Here is an 18,812-nt window from a genome sequence, read left to right on the forward strand (position 1 = left end):
GATACGCCCTGCTCGATACGTCCTCTGGACGGGCCATCCGGCCCGGTTCGGCCTGTTCGAATCGCTGATCGAAAGCACTGACCGAAAAGCGTTTGCCGCACCTCCGCATGAGCGGCAAACGCTTCCATCAAAGGCGCCCTGCCGCCTTGCGGCCGCCCATCGGCGGCTGTCGATTTGCTTTCAATCCGTCTTCTTGCCCCATATCACAAAACCGCCCTTTAGAGGCAATACTCCTGTGCCATCCGGTGTTTCACTAGCACCACAAATATTTTGATTTGTTAAGCTTGGCGCGCGCTGCTGGCGGCTGGCCAGCGGCCATTAGACAAGCCCGGACACAATGGCCGGGCATCGTCGCGCAGCGGCACGACCGCATGCGGGACACTTCGAACCACTCCCGGGAGTACATCAGTGAAAAAACTGCTTGCGGCTTTGACGGTTGCCCTGCTCGCCACCGTTTCGATCGGCGCACACGCAAAAGACTGGACCACCATCCGTTTCGGCGTCGACGCCAGCTATCCGCCGTTTGAATCGAAGGGCTCCGACGGCAAGCTGGTCGGCTTCGACGTCGATCTCGGCAACGAAATCTGCGCGCGCCTGAAGGCGAAGTGCGTGTGGGTCGAGAACGACTTCGACGGCATGATCCCGGCTCTGAAGGCGAAGAAGTTCGACGGCGTGCTGTCGTCGATGTCGATGACGCCGCAACGCGCCGAACAGATCGCTTTCTCGTCGAAGCTGTTCAACACGCCGACGCGCCTCGTCGCGAAGAAGGGCTCGAACATCCTGCCGACGGCGGAATCGCTGTCGGGCAAGTCGGTCGGCGTCGAACAGGGCACGATCCAGGAGACGTACGCTAAGACCTACTGGGAGCCGAAGGGCGCGAAGGTCGTGCCGTACCAGAACCAGGACCAGGTCTACGCCGACCTGATCTCGGGCCGTCTGGACGCTGCGCTGCAAGACGCCGTGCAGGCTGAGATCGGCTTCCTGAAGACGCCGCGCGGCGCGGGCTTCCAGTTCGTCGGCAAGGATCTCGTAGACAAGAAGATCCTCGGCGAAGGCGCCGGCATCGGCATGCGTAAGGAAGACACCGACCTGAAGGCGAAGGTCGACAAGGCGATCGCCGACATCATCAAGGACGGCACGTACAAGAAGATCGAGAAGAAGTACTTCGACTTCGACGTGTACGGCAGCTGATCGTCGCCTGATCGCGCGAGGCGCGCAACGCCGCGCCTCGCGACGCTACGCAAACGGGCTCCCTTCGGAGCCCGTTTCGCTTTTTGGCTCAGGCAAGGCCCAAGGAAGGCCTGGCCGCCCGGCCCGAAGGCGGGGCGTTCGCCCGCGCCGCCCAAATGGGCTAAGATCGAACGGTTCATCGGCGCGATTCGTTGATTCGTTGTATGCGCCACCGTTTTTAAAGCCTCATTCCTTTGCAACTACAGCGCGCGCTGCGCGTCATCCGCAGCGCCACATCGATCATGCAAACCCACAATCATCCGCTGATTTCCCCGACCCTCGGCACCGCTCGCAGCCTGACGAGCTTCCACTACGGTCCGGGCGGCGGCCAGAAAGTCTACATCCAGTCGTCGCTGCACGCTGACGAGCTGCCCGGCATGCTGGTGTCGTGGGCGCTGCGCCGCAAGCTCGAAGCGCTCGAAGCCGCGGGCAAGCTGCGCGGCGAAGTCGTCGTCGTGCCCGTCGCGAATCCGATCGGGCTGAACCAGCATGTGCTCGGCCTGCTCGCCGGCCGCTTCGAAACGAACACCGCGCAGAACTTCAACCGCAACTTCTACAACCTGTTCGACCTGATCGAGCCCGTGATCGAAGCGCGTCTGACGGGCGACGCGGACGAGAACCGCGCGATCGTCCGTCAGGCGATGCGCGAAGCACTCGACGCGCAAAAGCCGCGCACCGAAATCGAATCGCAGCGTCTCGCGCTGCAACAACTGTCGTATGACGCGGACATCGTGCTCGACCTGCATTGCGACTGGGAAGCGGCGCTGCATCTGTACACGAACCCGGACCTGTGGCCCGACGTCGAGCCGCTCGCGCGCTATCTGGATTCGAAGGCGTCGCTGCTCGCAGTCGATTCCGTCGGCAATCCGTTCGACGAGATTCACAGCTTCTGCTGGTCCGAGCTGCGCACGCGCGTCGGCGACCGCTTTCCGATTCCGAACGGCTCGATTTCCGTGACGGTCGAGTTGCGCAGCCAGCGCGACGTCTCATACGAGTTCGCCGAGCACGACGCGCAAGGCATCGTCGAGTACCTGACGCATCGCGGCGTGATCGCGGGCGAAGCGGCGCCGCTGCCGCCGCTCGAATTCGCCGCGACGCCGCTCGCGGGCACCGAGCCGATCGTGACGCCCGCAAGCGGCGTCGTCGTGTATCGCCAGGATGTGGGCAAGTGGGTCGAGGCGGGCGAGCCCATCGCCGATATCGTCGATCCGCTGACGAACCGCGTCGTCACGCTCAAGACGAATGTGGCAGGTGTGATGTACGCGCGCCATCTGTCGCGCTTTGCCCAGGCCGGGATGGAGATCGCGCGCATCGCGGGCGCGAAGGCATACCGCACGGGGCAATTGCTGTCGGCATAACGATGCCTGCGGCGAGCGCCGCTTCGCTTCACAACGAATCGCCCGCCTCGCGCGGGCGATTCTGTTTGCAGCACCTGAAGCGCTTCTGCGTCTGTCAGCGGCGCGGCACAGCGCATATGCACAGGTTCGCGTACAAGCCATTCATACGCGAATGATCATCTGTCGCATTTGTACGACAAATTCACTAGAAATATTTACTGTCATATTGCTTTCTCTTGCTCCCTATAAATTTCCGCCCGTCGCGCGACCTGCCGGAGAGCCAGGCTCGCGATTGCACCTTTAAAAACCGGAGAAAGCTTTTGAACAAGAAGATCATTACCACCGCTCTACTCGCCTCGGCATTTGCAGGCTCCGCACACGCACAAAGCAGCGTCACGTTGTATGGCCTGATCGACGCTGGTATCAGCTACGCGAATCACTCGAAGACGGCATCAGGCGGCTCGGAAAAGCTGTTCAAGTATGACGACGGCGTTGCGCAAGGCAGCCGTTGGGGCCTGCGCGGCTCGGAAGACCTGGGCGGCGGCCTGAAGGCACTGTTCGTACTGGAAAGCGGCTTCAACAGCGGCAACGGCACGTCCGGCCAAGGCGGCGCGCTGTTCGGCCGCCAGGCGTACGTCGGTGTGTCGAAGGACGGCATCGGCTCGCTGACGTTCGGTCGTCAATACTCGTTCTCGACCGACTACCTGGGCGGCAACTATTCGACGGGCGGCCTGACGGTTGCCGGCAACTACGCTTACCACATCAACGACGTCGACCAGCTGACGTCGAGCCGTATCAACAACGCAGTCAAGTTTAGCAGCGCGAACTTTGCGGGCCTCACGTTCGGCGCGATGTACGGCTTCTCGAACTCGACGTCGTTCGCCGGCGCTCCGGCAACGGGCACGGCGGCTAATCCCGTCGCTGGCTCGTCGCGCGCATACAGCTTCGGTGTGAACTACGCAAACGGCCCGATCGGCCTCGGCGCGGCGTACACGGACATCCGCTTCCCGAGCCAGGCAACCCCCGCCTTCTCGACGACGATCGCAAACGTCCCCACGGGCACCGTGCGCGACCTGCGCACGTTCGGCCTCGGCGGCCGCTACATCATCGGACCGGCGACCCTCTACGCACTGTGGACGAACACGCACTTCGAGCCTCTCACGGGCGGTTCGACGACGTTCAACAACTATGAAGGCGGCGTCAAGTACGCGTTCACGCCGGCGCTGGCAGGCGGCCTCGGCTACACGTACTCGCAACTGACGGGCGCGACGCATGGCCACTTCAACCAGGTGGACGCAAGCGTCGACTACGCACTGTCGAAGCGCACCGATGTCTACGCGCTCGCCATCTACCAGGACGCATCGGGCAAGACGGGCACCACGCCGATCCAGGCTCAGATCGGTTCGTCGACGTCGTACTTCAACACGTCGGGTTCGGGTTCGCAGAACCAGCTGGCGTTCCGCGTCGGCATGCGCCACAAGTTCTAAGCTGTCTCGCGAAGCGAGGCGCCGTTGCGCGCTTCGCTTTCGCGCAGACGGAATGGATGGCGAACGCTCCGCTTGCGGGCGTTTTCTTTTTCTGATTCGCCACTTCCCCTGCTGCCTTCTATCGCGCTGCGCTAATCCTGCGTCACGAATATCCGTATCTCGCCGTTCGGCGTCGGCATGATGAAGTCCCACGTGCGGCCCGCGCGCACGTCGAAGAGCAACCGGTCGAGCCGTTCGACCTGCGCTGCCTTTTCGCCCGCAGTCAACCCATGGGCGTCATCCGAATCCTTCAGCAGCGCCTGTCGCGCGGTCAGAATGCGTGCGACCGCGCTCGATCTCGATACGAAAACTTCTTCCATCCCGGCTACATCCTTCAGGCGCGGCCATGTGGAAACATCCCACGCCGCGCCAGCTACGTTCAAAAAGCACTGCGCCTGCCTCGCCAGCCTTTAAGCCGGCGCGCAGTGATTTTATGGGCATGCGGGAATTCCTGCCGCGATGCGTACATGAACGCTTACGCAAGCGGCGCGCTGCCGTGCGTCGAACGCCCGTCATCGAAGCGGCCGCGACCCAACGCCGCAATGCCTGTTCCCTGACGTGGCGTGCCAACCGGTCCGCCGCGCGATCTGCTACGCTGCGCCCTTTCCCTCAGCCTGAACCTGTGAAGATGGAAATTCCATTCAATGAACGCGGCGTCTCGGTCACGCGCAATGCCTTGTCGGCGGCGGGCCAGGTCTTTCCGTTGCGCGATATCCAGAACGTGCGCGTCGTCACCGTGCACAAGAACAAGGTGCTGCCGTACGCGATTTCGCTGATCGGCGCAGCGGGCGCGGTTGCGGGCGGCATCTATGCGTCGCCGGCCGGCATCGTGTGCGGCGTGATGCTGATCGTGGTCGGCTGGCTCACGTGGCGCACGCAGGACGTCACGTATCGCCTGATGGTCCAGACAGGCGACGCCGAACGCGAAGCGTTGTCGAGCATCGACCTGCCGTTCGTCGAGCACGTCGCGCAGACGGTCCGCGAGGCGCTCGCCGCACCCGCGCAGAAAAGCTGACGGGCCAAGCAGGCGCGCCGTCTTTACGGAAAATTGACGGCGCGCGCGGTTCCTTTTTCACGAGCTTGAGACGCCGCCCGCTACAGTGGACGCGTCTCAACAGCCGCGCCGCCAATTTCGCGGCGGCGCATCGACGATGCAATCGCAACCCATCCTCGCTTCATCGCGTGCCGCTTCCCGCTGCACGCCGGCCACGAAGCTCGCGCAGCAACCGGCGTTGTCCCTCGTGACGATCGACGTGACCGTGCCCGGCACCTCGTCGGCGTCGGGCCGCCGCGCATTGCGCAAAGCGCTCGGCGAAGGCTCGCGTCTCTTCGCGATCGACCTCGACAAACGCAACGAGTGCATCACCTTTCGCGTCGATGTGATGGCGCGCAGCGTCGGCGACGTGGTCGGCGCACTCGCGGGCGCGCTGCGCCGCGCCACCATTGGACGCGTGCACGCCGTCCACGTCACGCATTCGAACGCACAGCACCACTGAACGCCGCGCAACGAACGGGCGATACCGCGCCACGCACACACTTTTTTGCAGGTGACCCAGACCGCGCGCGTAGAGTCGGCGGTCCTGTCATCTCGCGTGCCCTCGCGCCAGGCCAACCGCGCGTCGCGAATGGGAGCCGTCCATCCGTCCGCGTTCGCCGAAACCTGAAGCGCCACGCCTGCCCTGCGGAGCGTGGCTGTCGCCGGGATCACGCATTTTCTGCAAGGTGTGTGCGATGCCTGTCCCGATGTTTGCCCTGCTGTTTGCCTCGCTGTTTGCCTCGCTGTTTGTCCCGCTGTTTGCCCCGCTGTTCGCTCTGAGGTCGGTTGCCTCGCTGTTTGCCTCGTTGTCCGTTCATCTCTTCCGGCGCATGACCGGCCTTGCCGGCGCGCTGACCGTGCTCGCGCTCGCGGCCTGCTCCGCGCCGATCTCGACGCCCGTTCCGCCCGAGCTGAAAGCAAGCCTCATCAACGAAGGACGCGACGGCCTGCTCGTTCCACTCAACACCGAACGCAGCGACACGCACGGCCGCACGTCGATCGGACTGCCCGTGCAGATGGACGGCAAGGCCGTCTATCTGATGCTCGATACGGGCACGCGCGGCGTGCGTGTGCTGTCGTCCGTCCTGCCGCGCTCGAACTATCCGGCAGCGGGCGCGCGGACCTCGCTCGCCTTCGCGACGGACGCGCAGGTTTCCGGCGCCGTCGTCAACGTGCCGCTGAGCATCGCGGGCACGAAGCCCGTCGATGTCGCCGCGCAAGCCGTCGACGAAGTCAGCTGTCTGAAGACTAATAAGCACTGCGTCGCGCAGGACGGCTACACGGGCGAATTCGGCTGGGCGTTCTCGGGCATCCTGGGCATCGGCGCCGACGAGCCGCGCGACGCCTGCTGCACGCAGCCGCTGCGCGCACTGCCCGCGAACATTGGTCAACGCTATTTGGTGCGCTCGAACCTCAATCGGCCGTTTCTCGTGCTGAGTCCGTCGAATGCGCTGACCAAAGGCTTCACGCTCGTGCCGTTCACGGTTGCGAAGGACGGCTCGACGCAATGGCCGACGGGCTGCGTGCAAGTGGCCAGCAAGATGCGCTTTTGCGCGCCTGTCGTCTTTTCGACGGGCGGCACGGACATGATCCGCGTCGAAACCGACAAGGCCCCCGACTGGGCCGGCGATACCGACGAGCACAAGGCATTCGCGCAAGGCAACTACGACGTGGTGCTCGGCGTCGGCGACTGGGCGCATCGCTTCAACGATGCGCAAACGGCCATCGTGAAAGCCGCGCCGGGCGCGAACCGCATCGTAATCGGGCTGATGTCGCTGCAGAGCATCGACGTGCTGTTCGATTTCACCAATGGCAAGCTCGGCTTGCGCGCGTCGAAAGAGATCGAACGGGTGGGCGGCTGAAACACGCGCGCTTCGACCGAGGCCAACGAAGCCAACAACGAAGCCAACAACGAAGCCAACAACGAAGCCAACATACGAAGCCAACATACGAAGCCAACATACGAAGCCAACATACGAAGCCAACATAAAAGCCGCCGCGCGATGACGAATCGCGCGGCGGCTTTTTCAATCGTCGAACGAGTCGAACGAGCCGACGATCACTCGGTCTCCAGGGGCTTCACGTTCCAGATATCGCGCGCATACTCGGCGATCGTGCGGTCCGACGAGAACTGCCCCATGCCCGCGACGTTTTCGATCGCGCTCGACGTCCAGCCGCGCCGGTCGACGTAGCGTCGGTCGACCTCTTCCTGCGCCTTCGCAAACGCCGCGAAATCGGCGAGCACCATGTAGTGGTCGCCCCAATCGACGAGCGTGTGGAAGATATCCGAGAAGCGCAGCGGATCATCCGGCGAGAAGAACCCCGTGCGGATCTGATCGAGCGCCACCCTCAGTTCCGGGTCGTGCTCGTAGATCTCGCGCGGCCGATACCCCATCGCGCGCAGATCGTCGACCTGATCGGCCGTATGCCCGAAGATGAAGATGTTCTCGCGGCCGACGGCATCGCTGATCTCGATGTTCGCGCCGTCCATCGTGCCGATCGTCAGCGCGCCGTTCAGCGCAAGCTTCATGTTGCCCGTGCCCGACGCTTCCGTGCCCGCCATCGAAATCTGCTCGGACAGATCGGCGGCGGGAATGATCAGCTCGGCCACGCTCACGCCGTAGTTCGGCACGAACACGACCTTGAGCTTGTCGCCGATCAGCGGATCATTGTTCACCTTCTGGGCCACGTCGCCGATCAGCTTGATGATCGTCTTCGCCATCCGGTATGCGGACGCCGCCTTGCCCGCAAACATCACGACGCGCGGCACCCAGGCGCGCTCCGGATGCGAGCGAATGCGGTTGTAGCGCACGATCACATGCAGCACGTTCAGCAGTTGCCGCTTGTATTCGTGGATGCGCTTGACCTGCAGATCGAAGAGCGCTTCGGGATCGAACGCCATCTTCGTGTGCTGCTGAAGCCGGTGGATCAGACGCATCTTGTTCTGCCGCTTCGCTTCATGGAATGCGTCGATGAACGCCGGGTCGTTGTGCAGATCGCGCAGCTTCGACAGTTCGAACAGATCGCGCCGCCAGTGCGTGCCGATCTGATCGTCGATCAGCTTCGACATCGACGGGCTCGCCTGCGCGAGCCAGCGGCGCGGCGTCACGCCGTTCGTCACGTTGGTGAAGCGCTCGGGGAACATGCGCGCGAAGTCGGCGAAGATATCACGCGTCATCAGTTGCGAGTGCAACTTCGAGACGCCGTTCACCTTCTGGCTCGCGACGATCGCGAGATGCGCCATCCGCACGCGCCGCTGCCCGTATTCGTCGACGAGCGAAATGCGCCGGATCATGTCGACGTCATGGCCCGAATGCTCGCTCACGTGCTTGAGAAACTCGGCGTTGATCTCGAAGATGATTTCGAGGTGGCGCGGCAACAGGCGCGCGAGCGTCTCCACGTCCCACGTTTCGAGTGCTTCGGGCATCAGCGTGTGGTTCGTGTACGAGAACATCTGCTGCACGTCTTTCCATGCTTTCGCCCACGGCACGTGATGTACGTCGACGAGCAGACGCATCAGTTCGGGAATCGCGAGCACGGGGTGCGTGTCGTTCAGATGCACGGCGACCTTCTCGGCGAAGCGGCCGAACGTGCTGTGCGTGCGCTGATAGCGGCGGATCAGGTCCTGCATCGTCGCCGACACGAAGAAGTACTCCTGACGCAAGCGCAACTCGCGGCCGGCGGGCGTCGAGTCGTCGGGATACAGCAGGCGCGATACGTTCTCCGACATGTTCTTCGCATCGACGGCGCGGCGATAGTCGCCTTGATTGAACGCCGACAGATCGAGCTCCTCCGTCGCGCGCGCGGACCACAGGCGCAGCGTATTCGTCGCGCCCGTCGCGAAGCCGGGGATCACGGTGTCGTATGCCATCGCGTTCACGTGCTGCGTTTCGATCCACTCGACGTGGCCGTTGCGCTGCACCGTGCGTCCGCCGAAATGCACGATGTACTGCACTTCGGGGCGCGGAAACTCCCACGGGTTGCCCGCGCGCAGCCAGTAGTCGGGCGTTTCGATCTGTTCGCCGTCGACGATCTGCTGCTTGAACATCCCGTATTCGTAGCGGATGCCGTAGCCGAAGCCCGGAATGCCGAGCGTCGCCATCGAATCCAGGAAGCACGCGGCCAGCCGTCCGAGGCCGCCGTTGCCGAGCGCCGCATCGGGCTCGAGATCGGTCAGCGATTCCATATCGACGCCGAGGCCCGCCAGCGCTTCCTTCATCTGGTCGTAGATGCCGAGCGCGAGCAGCGCGTTCGTGAACGTGCGCCCGATCAGAAATTCCATCGACAGGTAATACACGCGCTTCACATCCTGTTCGTATTGCAGGCGCGTGGTTTTCATCCAGCGCGCGACGAGCCGGTCGCGCACAGCGAGCGCCGCGGCATGCAGCCAGTCTTGCGGGCGCGCTGTCACGGCGTCCTTGCCGACGCCGTACATCATGCGGTTGGAGATCGAGCGCCGCAGCGCATCGACGGTACTGTTGAGCTGGTCGAATTCCAGATCCACCGCTGTCATCGAAACCTCCGGTAAATCGACGCGGCGCGCGCCTTGTTGCATGCGTCTGGTGCGCGGGCGGCGCGAGCCGGTCTGGTGGATAAATAAGCAGAGTAGGACATTTTGCGTGATCCCGCGTCTGCCGCCGTGGGTTATGTCGCTGGGTTCGTGCACTGCTTTCCCGCGTCTTTATGCGGGATTGTGTGCAGGATTACGCCCGCTACCCAAGCAGACACCAGCGACAGCGGCACAGTTCCGTGATCGCCGGCTTGAGTCGATCCGCATGCCGCTGTCGTCTTTGCGTTTCGCACGATGCGGGTGCAGACGGCTCTGATCCTTGCACTAGTATGGATGTGTAACAAGGCGGATCGGAGACAGCATCGTCCTGCCGCGCCGCTCTCCGCCTCGTTGCGTCTCGCTGCACAGCCGCTCGCGCCGCCGCGCTCCGATGGAGGTCGAAATGAACGCACAATCCGTGCTCGGTATGATCCACGCGCAGGAACTGCTGATCGTGTCCCTCATCCGCGCGCTCCCGCCCGACGCGCGGCGCAAGGTTTCCGACGAGTTTCACGGACAGGTAGAACTGGCCGAGGCACCGCATCTGAGCGACGGTCATGACCGTGACTTGACGGAAGCATTCAGGGCACATATCCGCAAGCTGTCGATCTTGCTGGCGTCGTGTAGCTGAACGGGCGACCCCGGCTGGAGCTGGATGGCGGGCTGTTGGTCGCGGGATCGCGCCGCGCGTCGGCTCGTTCGCCGCTATCGCACCCCAAACTCATCTGCGCGGTGCGGGCTTGGCGGTTAGTTGCATCGCGCACGCAGCCGCGTGGTTCTGGTAACGCACACGCATCTCGCAAGCCAGCGCCTCCTTGCAACCACCTTTCACACAGGTCATTTCCGCCCGGCTTCGAGCACGATCCGCGCGGCTCTGCAACAATCGCTACATTCACCGAGCGCCGCTGCTGCCCGGCGCGCACGGTTGCGCACGTGTTGCGCGCCTGTTGCGCCATTCCCGCCCTTAGCCGAGCCGTCCTTGTCCGAGATCATGCCCAACCCGGCGCGCGTCGCCGATGCGCCGATGTCCACCCGTCACCGCTACGCGTTGGCCGCGATCATGCTGTCCGTCGCGCTCGCATCACTCGATACCGCGATCGCCAACACCGCGCTGCCCGCGATGGCCGCGAACCTGCATGCGAAGCCGGCTGCGTCCGTGTGGATCATCAACGCGTATCAGCTTGCGATGGTTGCGACGCTGCTGCCGCTCGCCGCGCTCGGCGATATCGTCGAACACCGGCGCATCTACATCTGCGGCATCGCGGTGTTCACGGCGGCCTCGCTGGCGTGCGCGCTCTCGCCGACGCTGCCCGTGCTCGCGGGCGCCCGCGTCGTGCAGGGACTCGGCGCGGCCGCCATCATGAGCGTCAACACAGCGCTGATCAAGCATATGTACCCGCCGCATCAGTTGGGGCGCGGCGTGGGGCTGAACGCGCTGGTCGTGGGTGTGTCGTTCGCCGTGGGACCGACGGTGGCGTCGCTGATCCTGTCCGTCGCCAGCTGGCCGTGGCTCTTTGCCGTCAACGTGCCGCTCGGCGTACTGGCGCTGTCGTTCGCGCTGCCGGGACTGCCGCGCACGCCGCGCGGCACGCATCAATTCGACAGGGTCGCGGCGCTGTTGAACGTCATCACGTTTGCCGCGCTGATCTTCACGCTGGGCGAAGCGGCACAGCGCGCGCCGTCGACGCTCGTGCTGGGCGCGGCCGCCGTCGCCATCGTGTTCGGCGCGCTGCTGATGCGCCGCGAAGCCGGCCACCCCGCGCCGATGCTGCCCGTCGATCTCTTCAAGCTGCCCGTGTTCGCGCTTTCGTCGCTGACGGCCGTGTGCTCGTTCGCCGCGCAAGGACTCGCGTTCGTCTCGCTGCCGTTCTATTTCGAGGATGTTTTGCATCGCAGCCAGGTCGAGACCGGCTTTCTGATGACGCCGTGGCCCGTGATCGTCGCGCTCGCGGCGCCCTTTGCGGGACGTCTGTCGGACCGCTATCCGCCGGGGCTGCTCGGCGCGATCGGCCTCGCGATCCTATGCGGCGGCATGGCCTCGCTCGCGATGCTGCCGCCGCATCCGTCCGTGCTCGCCATCACGATTCGCATGGCGATCTGCGGCGCGGGCTTCGGCTTTTTCCAGTCGCCCAACCTGAAAGCGCTGATGGCGAGCGCGCCGCCTCATCGCAGCGGCGGCGCGAGCGGCATCATCGCGACGTCGAGGCTGATCGGGCAGACGACGGGTGCTGCCCTTGTCGCGCTGAGCTTCACCATTGCGGGACGCCATGGCCCGACGCTGTCGCTCGCGACGGGCGCCGTATTCGCCGGCGCGGCCAGCATCGCGAGCGGCTTGCGGCTCTTCGCGCCGTCGCATCGCGCGCAGACGACGGCCGCGACCATGACGGCGGCGAAGGAGCGATAGGCGTCAATGCGCGTGCGCCGCGGACAACACGGCGCGCCGTTCGGTGCACAACACGACGGCAATGCGCCTCGCGCCGATCAACGCGCGAAATACCCCTTCACGGCCGCGACGAACGTATCGATATCGGTACGCGACACGTCCATGTGCGTGACGAAGCGCGACGCGTACAGCATCTGCGTGAGGATGCCGCGTTCCTTGAGCCACGCTTCGAGCGGCGCGCAATGCTCTTGCGGAAACCGCGCGAACACCATGTTGGTGGCGTGCGACTGCACCTTCACCTGGTCGATCTGCGCGAGGCCTGCGGCCAGATGCGCGGCGTTGTCGTGGTCTTCGGCGAGACGTTCGACGTTGTGCTCGAGTGCATACAGACACGCCGCCGCGAGCAGGCCCGCCTGACGCATGCCGCCGCCCAGCACCTTGCGCCAGCGATGCGCAACGTCGATCAGCGCCTTGCTTCCGACCAGCACTGAACCCACGGGCGCGCCGAGCCCCTTCGAAAAGCAGATCGACACCGTATCGAACGGCGCGCACAGCGCATCGAGCGGCAGCTTCGACGCGACGGCCGCATTGAACACACGCGCGCCGTCGAGATGCGTGGACAGCCCGCGTTCGCGCGCAAGCTGCGCGGCTTCGGCGACATAGCCCGCGAGCAGCACCTTGCCGCCGATCGTGTTTTCGAGCGCGAGCAGACGCGTGCGCGCGAAGTGATTGTCGATGGGCTTGATCGCGGCCGCGATCTTGTCGAGGGGAAGCGAGCCGTCGAGCGCGTTCTCGATCGGCTGCGGCTGGATGCTGCCGAGCACGGCCGCGCCACCGCCCTCGTACTTGTATGTGTGCGCGGCCTGCCCGACGATGTATTCGTCGCCGCGCGCGCAATGCGCCATCAATGCGGCGAGATTGCTCTGGGTGCCGCTCGGGAAGAACAGCCCTGCCTCCTTGCCGGCGCGCCCGGCGACGGTGGCTTGCAGACGCTGGACCGTCGGGTCGTCTCCCCAGACATCGTCGCCGACTTCGGCGGCTGTCATCGCGGCGAGCATGTCCTTGCCCGGTCGGGTCACGGTATCGCTGCGCAAATCGATCATGTGCTTTTCCTCGTGGATGACGAAGCGCCTCACGCACAACGGCACGATGCGTGAAGCGCGCGATTGAATCCGCAGAGTGTATCAACTCTGCCCGCGATGAGCAGTTAGCCGGATGGCCAGGTACATCGCTTCCGTCAGCGGGCGGTCGTCAGTCGGCGCTCAAGATTTGCGTCCATCGGCCGATACAGCAGTTGCCGACACACCTGAGAGACCTCGCTTTGAAAACGAAGATTTTGCTGGCGTCGATTGCCGCCTCTGTTGCGTTGTGCGCATGCGCGCCGTCAGTGCCCGTTCAGGGCGTTCAGTTCACGCCGATGGCCGCCACACAGCAGCAGCGCATACGGATAGTCGACACCGTGCATGTCCGACTCTCGACGGGGTATTCGCGGCGCATTTCGAGCGGTTCGCTCTGGCGTCTGGCAGGCGAGCTTCCGCAGGGTTTCGCGTACAGGCCGATCAACGACGTGTTCACCGTCGAAGGCCGGCAGGTGCACGAAGCCTGGCTCGTGGTGAAAAACGACCGCCTGGTGGGCTTCTATCTGCCCGGCGAATCGCATTTCTCCCCGCTCGATCCCACACAATCGATAACTACCGAGACCCTCCATGATTAAGCTTTCCCGAGTCCTTATCGCTGCATCGGCAGCGGCACTGCTGGCAACGGGCTGCGCCAGCGGCCCCGAATTCAAGGACGTTGCATCGTCGATCCCGACCATCAAGGAATCGCAAGGCCGCATCTATTTCTATCGTTCGAACTCGATGTTCGGCGCGGCCCTGCAGCCGGACATCAACCTGAACGACCAGGTTGTCGGCAAATCGAAGCCGGGCGGCTTCTTCTACGTCGACGAGCCGGCAGGCGACTATGTCGTCTCGACCACCACCGAAACCAAGAAGACGCTCTCGTTCAAGCTCGAAGCGGGCGAAACGAAGTACGTGAAGACGAGCGTCGGCCTGGGCCTGCTGGTCGGCCGCATCATCCCGTCGCTGGAATCGACGGAGGAAGCCAACAAGGACCTCGAAGGCCTGCACTACATCGGCACGCCGACTACGGCAGCTTCGAAGTAAGCAGCTTCGAAGTAAGCAACGCTGCGCGACGAACCGGCCGGCGGCATCCGGCATTCCGCTGGCCTTCGTGAATCTGCTGCACGCAGCAAACGCACGGACTTCAGGGTGTCGCCACGGCCCACTGCCGCGAATCGAAAGTATCGGCGAACGCATCGAAGCCTTCGATGGGAAGCGGACGGCAGAACAGATAGCCCTGATACGCGTGACACCCCGCATCGGCTAGAAACCGACGCTGCGCTTCCGTCTCGACGCCCTCCGCGATCACGCCCAGCCCGAGGCTTTGCGCGAGCGCGACGATCGCGCGCGCGATCACGGCATCGTTCGGATCGTCGAGCACGTCGCGCACGAACGACCTGTCGATCTTCAATTGCCCGAGCGGCAGGCGCTTCAGATACGACAGCGACGAATAGCCGACGCCGAAGTCGTCGAGCGAAAACACCACGCCTTTCGCGCGCAGCAACGTCATCTTGCGGATGATGTCCTCGACGTTGTCGACCAGCACGCTTTCCGTCAGCTCGAGTTTCAGGCGGCTCGGATCGGCGCCCGTGCGCGCCAGCACGTCGAGCACGCTGGTGACGAAGTTGCCTTCGCGAAGCTGGTGCACGCTCACATTGACGGCGATCGACAGATGCGCCCTGTCTGGGCGCGCCGCCCATTGCGCGAGCTGCCGGCAGGCCATTTCGAGCACCTTGTCGCCGAGCGCGAGAATCAGGCCCGTCTCTTCCGCGAGCGGAATGAACTCGGCGGGCGGAACCAGCCCGTGCTCGGGATGCTGCCAGCGCACGAGCGCCTCGGCGCCCGTCACGCGATCGGCGTTGAATACCTGTGCCTGGTAGTGCACGAGCAACTGGTCTTCGTCGATTGCCCGGCGCAGCGCTGCCTCCAGCGCCGCGCGTTCCATCACGACGGTCTGCATCGCCGGATCGAAGAAGCAGATCGCGTTGCGCCCGCTTTCCTTCGACTTGTACATCGCGAGGTCGGACTGTTTCAGCAGCTCGTCAATGGACGTTTCGTGTCCCGTGAAGAGCGTCGCGCCGATGCTCGCCGTCGTGCGGAACTCCGTGCCGTCGAGATGGTACGTTCTGGAAAGCGCCACCAGCACCTTTTCGGCGGCGGCCTCCGTTTCGGCCGCTGCGTCGTCGCGGTTGCGGCTCAGGTCGCCCAGCACGATCACGAACTCGTCGCCGCCCATGCGCGCGACCGTATCGCCTTCGCGCACGGCCGACAGCAGCCGGTACGCGACCTGGCTCAGCAGCAGATCGCCCTTGTCGTGGCCGAGCGTGTCGTTGAGCGTCTTGAAGTTGTCGAGATCGACGAACAGCAGCGCGCCGTGCGTATGGTTCTGCGCGCTCAGCGCGATCACCTGCTTGAGCCGGTCGCGCAGCAGCGTGCGGTTCGGCAGATGCGTGAGCGCGTCGAAGAACGCCAGCTCCTTGATCTGCTCTTCCGCGAGCTTGCGCTCCGTGATGTCGTAGTGCGTGCCGACGTAATGCGTGACGCGGCCGTCCTGCGCGGTCACGGCCGTGATCGTCAGCCACTTCGGATAGATTTCGCCGTTCTTGCGGCGGTCCCATATCTCGCCCTGCCAGCCGCCGACGCGATGAATGGTGTCCCACATCTCGCGGAAGAACGCGGGATCGTGACGGCCCGAGCCGAGCATGCGCGGGTTCTCGCCGACCACTTCGTCGGCTGTGTAGCCCGTGCATTGCGTGAAGGCCGAGTTGACGCGCAGGATCGTGCCTTTGGCGTCCGTGACCATCATGCCTTCGAGCGAATCGAACGCGACGGCGGCGATGCGCAGCTCCGCCTCGCTCTCGCGAACCTCGGCCGTCATCTTCGAAGCGAGCCGCATCGCGCGGCTGCGGCCGCTCGCGAGGCTCCACGCGAGCAGCGCGAGCAACAGCGAGAGCCCCGTGCCCGTGCAGGCGATCAGCAGCTTCGCGTTGCGCCCGAAGCGCGCCTTGAAGTCGTCCTGGGCCGTCATCGACAGCGTCCAGTCGTGGCCGCCCACGACGAGATATTCGTTCGCCGAGATCACCTCGCGGCTCTTCGGCTCCGACGACCTGTAGAGCAGTGACTCCGGCGACGGCTGCGTGCCGTCGTAGATCGACAGATAGAGACCGGGCGGCTGTTCGCCATAGAGGCTTGCGAGCACGTCGCGCATGCGGAACGCCGCATAGACCCAGCCGAGCAGATGCGCGCGGCGCTCATCGACGGTATCTTGCGGCTGCCCATGCTCGTAGATGGGCAGGTACATGACGAAACCGGGCAGCGGCGGCGCGCCCGCGTCCGATGCGAGCTGCACCTTGCCCGACACCACGGCGAGCCCCGAATCGCGCGAGCGCTCCATCGCCAGGCGGCGCACGGGATTGGCCCACGCATCGTAGCCGAGCAGCGAGCCGCCGTCGGCGAGCGGCGGCTCGCGGCTGATAACGGGCGCGTAGCCGGCGCGCTCGCCGGGCGGATCGATCGCATAGCGCCGGCCGAAGCGCCCGCGCATGTCGGCCATGTGCGCGTCGTGCCTGTCGGCGGGCACCCATTGGACGACGCCGATCGCCTGCACGCCCGAGAAATTCGCGTCGGCGTTGACGGCGCCGAGATAGCCGTGAAACGCCTGCAGATCGAGCGAGCCACGCGCCGCGAACATGCCTTGCACGCCGCGCAGCATCTGCTCGTAGGTCGCCATCCGCTGCTCGATGCGGCTGACGGAATCGCCCAGCGCGAAGTTGAATTCGGAAAGCAGCTCGCGCCTCGCCGCCTGTCGCTCGTGATCCCATACGGACCAGGTGATCGCCAGCCCGGTCACGAGAATCAGCAGCGGCAACAGGATGAGGCGCGCGCGGTTCATCTCGGTGTCGTGAAGTCGACCATCGAATCGGCCAGCTCGGGTTTGAAATACTTTCTGAAAATGCGGCGCACGGTGCCGTCCGCGCGCATCGATGCGACAAGCGCGCGCCACTTCTCCCGTTCCTTGGGCGACAGCGCCTTCTTCGACATGATGAGGCCGTGCGGCACGGCGGCGTCGTTGAATTCGATGATCGTGGTGATGTCGCGGATGCGCTTCTCATCCAGCGCCGGATAGTCGAACGGCTCGATGATCATCCCCTGGATGCTGCCGCGCATCAGCGCCTGATAAAGCGGCTCGAGGCCACCCGCCTGACTGACGCGATTGCCCGCGGCGAGCGTATCGACGAGTTCGTTGGCCGACTGACTATACCGGAAGCTCCGTATCACGCCGAGTTGAAACTGGTCGTTGTGTTCGAAATCGGACAACTGATGGATGCCTGCATCTTTGCGAACGAGCAGGTAGAACTTATCGCTGAAGTACCAGGCGAACGACGCGTAGCCGTCGCGTTCCTCGTTCGTGATGCCGGACAGGCTGAAGTCGAGCGCGCCTGATTCGATCAGCTTCCAGATGCGCGCGCGCGACATCAGGCTGACGCGGATCTCGCATCCGCTGCGGCGGATCATCTCGTCGGCGAAATCCTTGTCGATGCCCGTGTTCGTTTCCAGCGAATATAGCAGGCCATGGTCGTGCAGCGCGAGCGTGAACGGCCGCGAGCAGTCGGGGCCGCTTTGGCCGCTTTGTGCGAATGCGTTGCTGCTCAGGGTGCTCATCGCGATGAGCAGGGTCAGCAAACCGATGAGGCCACGGTGGATCACGGTGACTCCTGTTATTGACGCTCGGGTTCGGATTCGGTCCGTGTCGGACGGCCGGCGAGGCCTGTCATGTGCACTGTCAGCCTCGCATGACGGTTGGCCCGCGGATGAGCAGGCCTCACGCGTTAACGGCAAGCTATGACGATGACTTGAGCCGCTCTTTCAACAGGCGCTGGTGAAAACGTTTACGCGGCTAAAACGTGGGGTGTTGCGGCAAATGATCCATGAATTCCACTTCTTTATTTGTGAAGTGGAAATGCCTGTTACCGGTCATTCAGCCCTTTTCCATCGAGAATCTGCTGCCTGCACTTTTCGACTCGCGACGCCCTGGTTTTCGATTGCGTGGGCGCGGAGAAATAGAGAAGGTAAGCGCGTTGCCGGCCGGGCGTCAGCGCATCGAAAGCGTCTTTCAACTCGGGCGCCTCGTCTAGTTTGTTCTGGAATTCTTCTGGAACGGCGAATTCAGCGGTCTTTTTTAAAGTCACCTTCAAGCCGGCTTTTTCCACTTCGACGGCTTCGCGGATATAGGACTTCAGGACGTCGGACATCGCGTCGATGTCGCGAATGCAGGTGAACCGTATCTGGCGCGACGACTGCACGTTTTCAGTTTGCGCGATCAGAATGCCTTTCGCGTCCTTTAACAACGCACCTTTGAAAAACAGAAGCGCGCAGTATTCCTTGAATCCGTGCATCAGAACGACGTTTCGTTTATCGAACGTATAGCAGGGAACGCCCCACTTCAATTCTTCCGTCAACTGACACTCGAGAATGATCGCTCTCAGTTTCTCGAACTCTGCCTGCCATTTTTTGTTCTTGCTTAAAAAGGCATCGACCTCCGGATTCATTTGCGGCGCTCCGACACGGAATGAACCTGTTATCTAACTGCATCCGCGTAACAAGTCAATATCGGAGGGAGCGTCACGGTC

16 protein-coding genes are annotated in these 18,812 nt (G+C 63.8%); 10 read left to right on the top strand and 6 right to left on the bottom strand.

Going from position 1 to position 18,812, the window contains the following annotated elements; translation table 11 throughout:
• The first annotated feature begins 408 nt into the window (after positions 1-408).
• From AB4Y32_RS19450 to AB4Y32_RS19460, 3 genes are all read left to right on the top strand, one after another.
• Positions 409-1,191, top strand: coding sequence for an ABC transporter substrate-binding protein (locus AB4Y32_RS19450; protein WP_368722902.1), 783 nt, complete (start codon positions 409-411; stop codon positions 1,189-1,191).
• 281 nt (positions 1,192-1,472) lie between these two features.
• On the top strand, positions 1,473-2,588 hold the full coding sequence (locus AB4Y32_RS19455; RefSeq protein WP_368722903.1) for a succinylglutamate desuccinylase/aspartoacylase family protein: 1,116 nt from the start codon (positions 1,473-1,475) through the stop codon (positions 2,586-2,588).
• Positions 2,589-2,887: 299 nt separating this feature from the next.
• Positions 2,888-4,054, top strand: coding sequence for a porin (locus AB4Y32_RS19460; RefSeq protein ID WP_368722904.1), 1,167 nt, complete (start codon positions 2,888-2,890; stop codon positions 4,052-4,054).
• A 131-nt stretch (positions 4,055-4,185) separates the two neighbouring features.
• Here the strand turns inward: AB4Y32_RS19460 and AB4Y32_RS19465 are convergent, their stop codons facing one another.
• A complete protein-coding gene (locus AB4Y32_RS19465; protein ID WP_368722905.1) occupies positions 4,186-4,413 on the bottom strand; it encodes a hypothetical protein in 228 nt (75 codons plus the stop codon).
• Positions 4,414-4,721: 308 nt separating this feature from the next.
• Here AB4Y32_RS19465 and AB4Y32_RS19470 point away from each other — a divergent pair, with 308 nt between their 5' ends.
• The 3 genes from AB4Y32_RS19470 (at position 4,722) to AB4Y32_RS19480 (ending at position 6,991) form a co-directional block, all read left to right on the top strand.
• A complete protein-coding gene (locus AB4Y32_RS19470) occupies positions 4,722-5,108 on the top strand; it encodes a DUF6232 family protein (protein WP_368722906.1) in 387 nt (128 codons plus the stop codon).
• A gap of 136 nt (positions 5,109-5,244) precedes the next feature.
• Positions 5,245-5,589: a hypothetical protein gene (locus tag AB4Y32_RS19475; protein ID WP_368722907.1), complete on the top strand. Its 345-nt coding sequence runs from the start codon at positions 5,245-5,247 to the stop codon at positions 5,587-5,589.
• Between the two features lie 346 nt (positions 5,590-5,935).
• Complete coding sequence (locus AB4Y32_RS19480) at positions 5,936-6,991, top strand: hypothetical protein (RefSeq protein ID WP_368722985.1); 1,056 nt, start codon at positions 5,936-5,938, stop codon at positions 6,989-6,991.
• 197 nt (positions 6,992-7,188) lie between these two features.
• On the opposite strand, the gene AB4Y32_RS19485 is transcribed toward AB4Y32_RS19480, so the two are convergent.
• On the bottom strand, positions 7,189-9,642 hold the full coding sequence (locus tag AB4Y32_RS19485) for a glycogen/starch/alpha-glucan phosphorylase (RefSeq protein WP_368722908.1): 2,454 nt from the start codon (positions 9,640-9,642) through the stop codon (positions 7,189-7,191).
• Between the two features lie 439 nt (positions 9,643-10,081).
• Here AB4Y32_RS19485 and AB4Y32_RS19490 point away from each other — a divergent pair, with 439 nt between their 5' ends.
• Both AB4Y32_RS19490 and AB4Y32_RS19495 read left to right on the top strand, forming a co-directional pair.
• Positions 10,082-10,309, top strand: coding sequence for a hypothetical protein (locus tag AB4Y32_RS19490; protein ID WP_087734815.1), 228 nt, complete (start codon positions 10,082-10,084; stop codon positions 10,307-10,309).
• Between the two features lie 393 nt (positions 10,310-10,702).
• Positions 10,703-12,082, top strand: coding sequence for an MFS transporter (locus AB4Y32_RS19495; RefSeq protein WP_368722986.1), 1,380 nt, complete (start codon positions 10,703-10,705; stop codon positions 12,080-12,082).
• A 77-nt stretch (positions 12,083-12,159) separates the two neighbouring features.
• Here AB4Y32_RS19495 and ltaE read toward each other — a convergent pair whose 3' ends face one another.
• Entirely contained in the window at positions 12,160-13,164 is a 1,005-nt protein-coding gene (gene ltaE / locus AB4Y32_RS19500; RefSeq protein ID WP_368722909.1) for a low-specificity L-threonine aldolase, read from the bottom strand.
• 50 nt (positions 13,165-13,214) lie between these two features.
• Here ltaE and AB4Y32_RS19505 point away from each other — a divergent pair, with 50 nt between their 5' ends.
• Positions 13,215-13,775 carry a hypothetical protein gene (locus tag AB4Y32_RS19505; RefSeq protein ID WP_368722910.1) on the top strand — a complete coding sequence of 187 codons (561 nt, stop codon included), beginning with the start codon at positions 13,215-13,217 and terminating at the stop codon, positions 13,773-13,775.
• Positions 13,768-14,226 carry a DUF2846 domain-containing protein gene (locus AB4Y32_RS19510; RefSeq protein ID WP_368722911.1) on the top strand — a complete coding sequence of 153 codons (459 nt, stop codon included), beginning with the start codon at positions 13,768-13,770 and terminating at the stop codon, positions 14,224-14,226. The genes AB4Y32_RS19505 and AB4Y32_RS19510 overlap by 8 nt, the downstream gene beginning before the upstream one ends.
• Positions 14,227-14,326: 100 nt before the next feature.
• Here AB4Y32_RS19510 and AB4Y32_RS19515 read toward each other — a convergent pair whose 3' ends face one another.
• The 3 genes from AB4Y32_RS19515 to AB4Y32_RS19525 all read right to left on the bottom strand — a co-directional run bounded on the left by AB4Y32_RS19515 (position 14,327) and on the right by AB4Y32_RS19525 (position 18,731).
• Positions 14,327-17,074 (bottom strand): bifunctional diguanylate cyclase/phosphodiesterase, encoded by a 2,748-nt coding sequence (locus AB4Y32_RS19515; RefSeq protein WP_368722912.1) that lies wholly within the window; start codon positions 17,072-17,074, stop codon positions 14,327-14,329.
• Positions 17,071-17,889, bottom strand: a complete 819-nt coding sequence (locus AB4Y32_RS19520) for a substrate-binding periplasmic protein (RefSeq protein ID WP_439899809.1) — start codon at positions 17,887-17,889, stop codon at positions 17,071-17,073. Before AB4Y32_RS19520 ends, AB4Y32_RS19515 begins: the two co-directional genes overlap by 4 nt.
• A 260-nt stretch (positions 17,890-18,149) precedes the next feature.
• Positions 18,150-18,731: a YdeI family protein gene (locus AB4Y32_RS19525; RefSeq protein ID WP_368722913.1), complete on the bottom strand. Its 582-nt coding sequence runs from the start codon at positions 18,729-18,731 to the stop codon at positions 18,150-18,152.
• Between the last annotated feature and the right edge of the window lie 81 nt (positions 18,732-18,812).

The organism is Paraburkholderia phymatum, from assembly GCF_040965635.1.
GTDB lineage: Bacteria > Pseudomonadota > Gammaproteobacteria > Burkholderiales > Burkholderiaceae > Paraburkholderia > Paraburkholderia phymatum_B.

Excerpts from the sequence above, each read along its gene's own strand:
- AB4Y32_RS19455 (WP_368722903.1), top strand. The coding sequence starts at position 1,473 with ATGCAAACCCACAATCATCCGCTGATTTCCCCGACCCTCGGCACCGCT.
- AB4Y32_RS19465 (WP_368722905.1), bottom strand. The coding sequence starts at position 4,413 with ATGGAAGAAGTTTTCGTATCGAGATCGAGCGCGGTCGCACGCATTCTG.
- AB4Y32_RS19470 (WP_368722906.1), top strand. The coding sequence starts at position 4,722 with ATGGAAATTCCATTCAATGAACGCGGCGTCTCGGTCACGCGCAATGCC.
- AB4Y32_RS19475 (WP_368722907.1), top strand. The coding sequence starts at position 5,245 with ATGCAATCGCAACCCATCCTCGCTTCATCGCGTGCCGCTTCCCGCTGC.
- AB4Y32_RS19485 (WP_368722908.1), bottom strand. The coding sequence starts at position 9,642 with ATGACAGCGGTGGATCTGGAATTCGACCAGCTCAACAGTACCGTCGAT.
- AB4Y32_RS19490 (WP_087734815.1), top strand. The coding sequence starts at position 10,082 with ATGAACGCACAATCCGTGCTCGGTATGATCCACGCGCAGGAACTGCTG.
- AB4Y32_RS19495 (WP_368722986.1), top strand. The coding sequence starts at position 10,703 with ATGTCCACCCGTCACCGCTACGCGTTGGCCGCGATCATGCTGTCCGTC.
- ltaE (WP_368722909.1), bottom strand. The coding sequence starts at position 13,164 with ATGATCGATTTGCGCAGCGATACCGTGACCCGACCGGGCAAGGACATG.
- AB4Y32_RS19510 (WP_368722911.1), top strand. The coding sequence starts at position 13,768 with ATGATTAAGCTTTCCCGAGTCCTTATCGCTGCATCGGCAGCGGCACTG.
- AB4Y32_RS19515 (WP_368722912.1), bottom strand. The coding sequence starts at position 17,074 with ATGAACCGCGCGCGCCTCATCCTGTTGCCGCTGCTGATTCTCGTGACC.
- AB4Y32_RS19525 (WP_368722913.1), bottom strand. The coding sequence starts at position 18,731 with ATGAATCCGGAGGTCGATGCCTTTTTAAGCAAGAACAAAAAATGGCAG.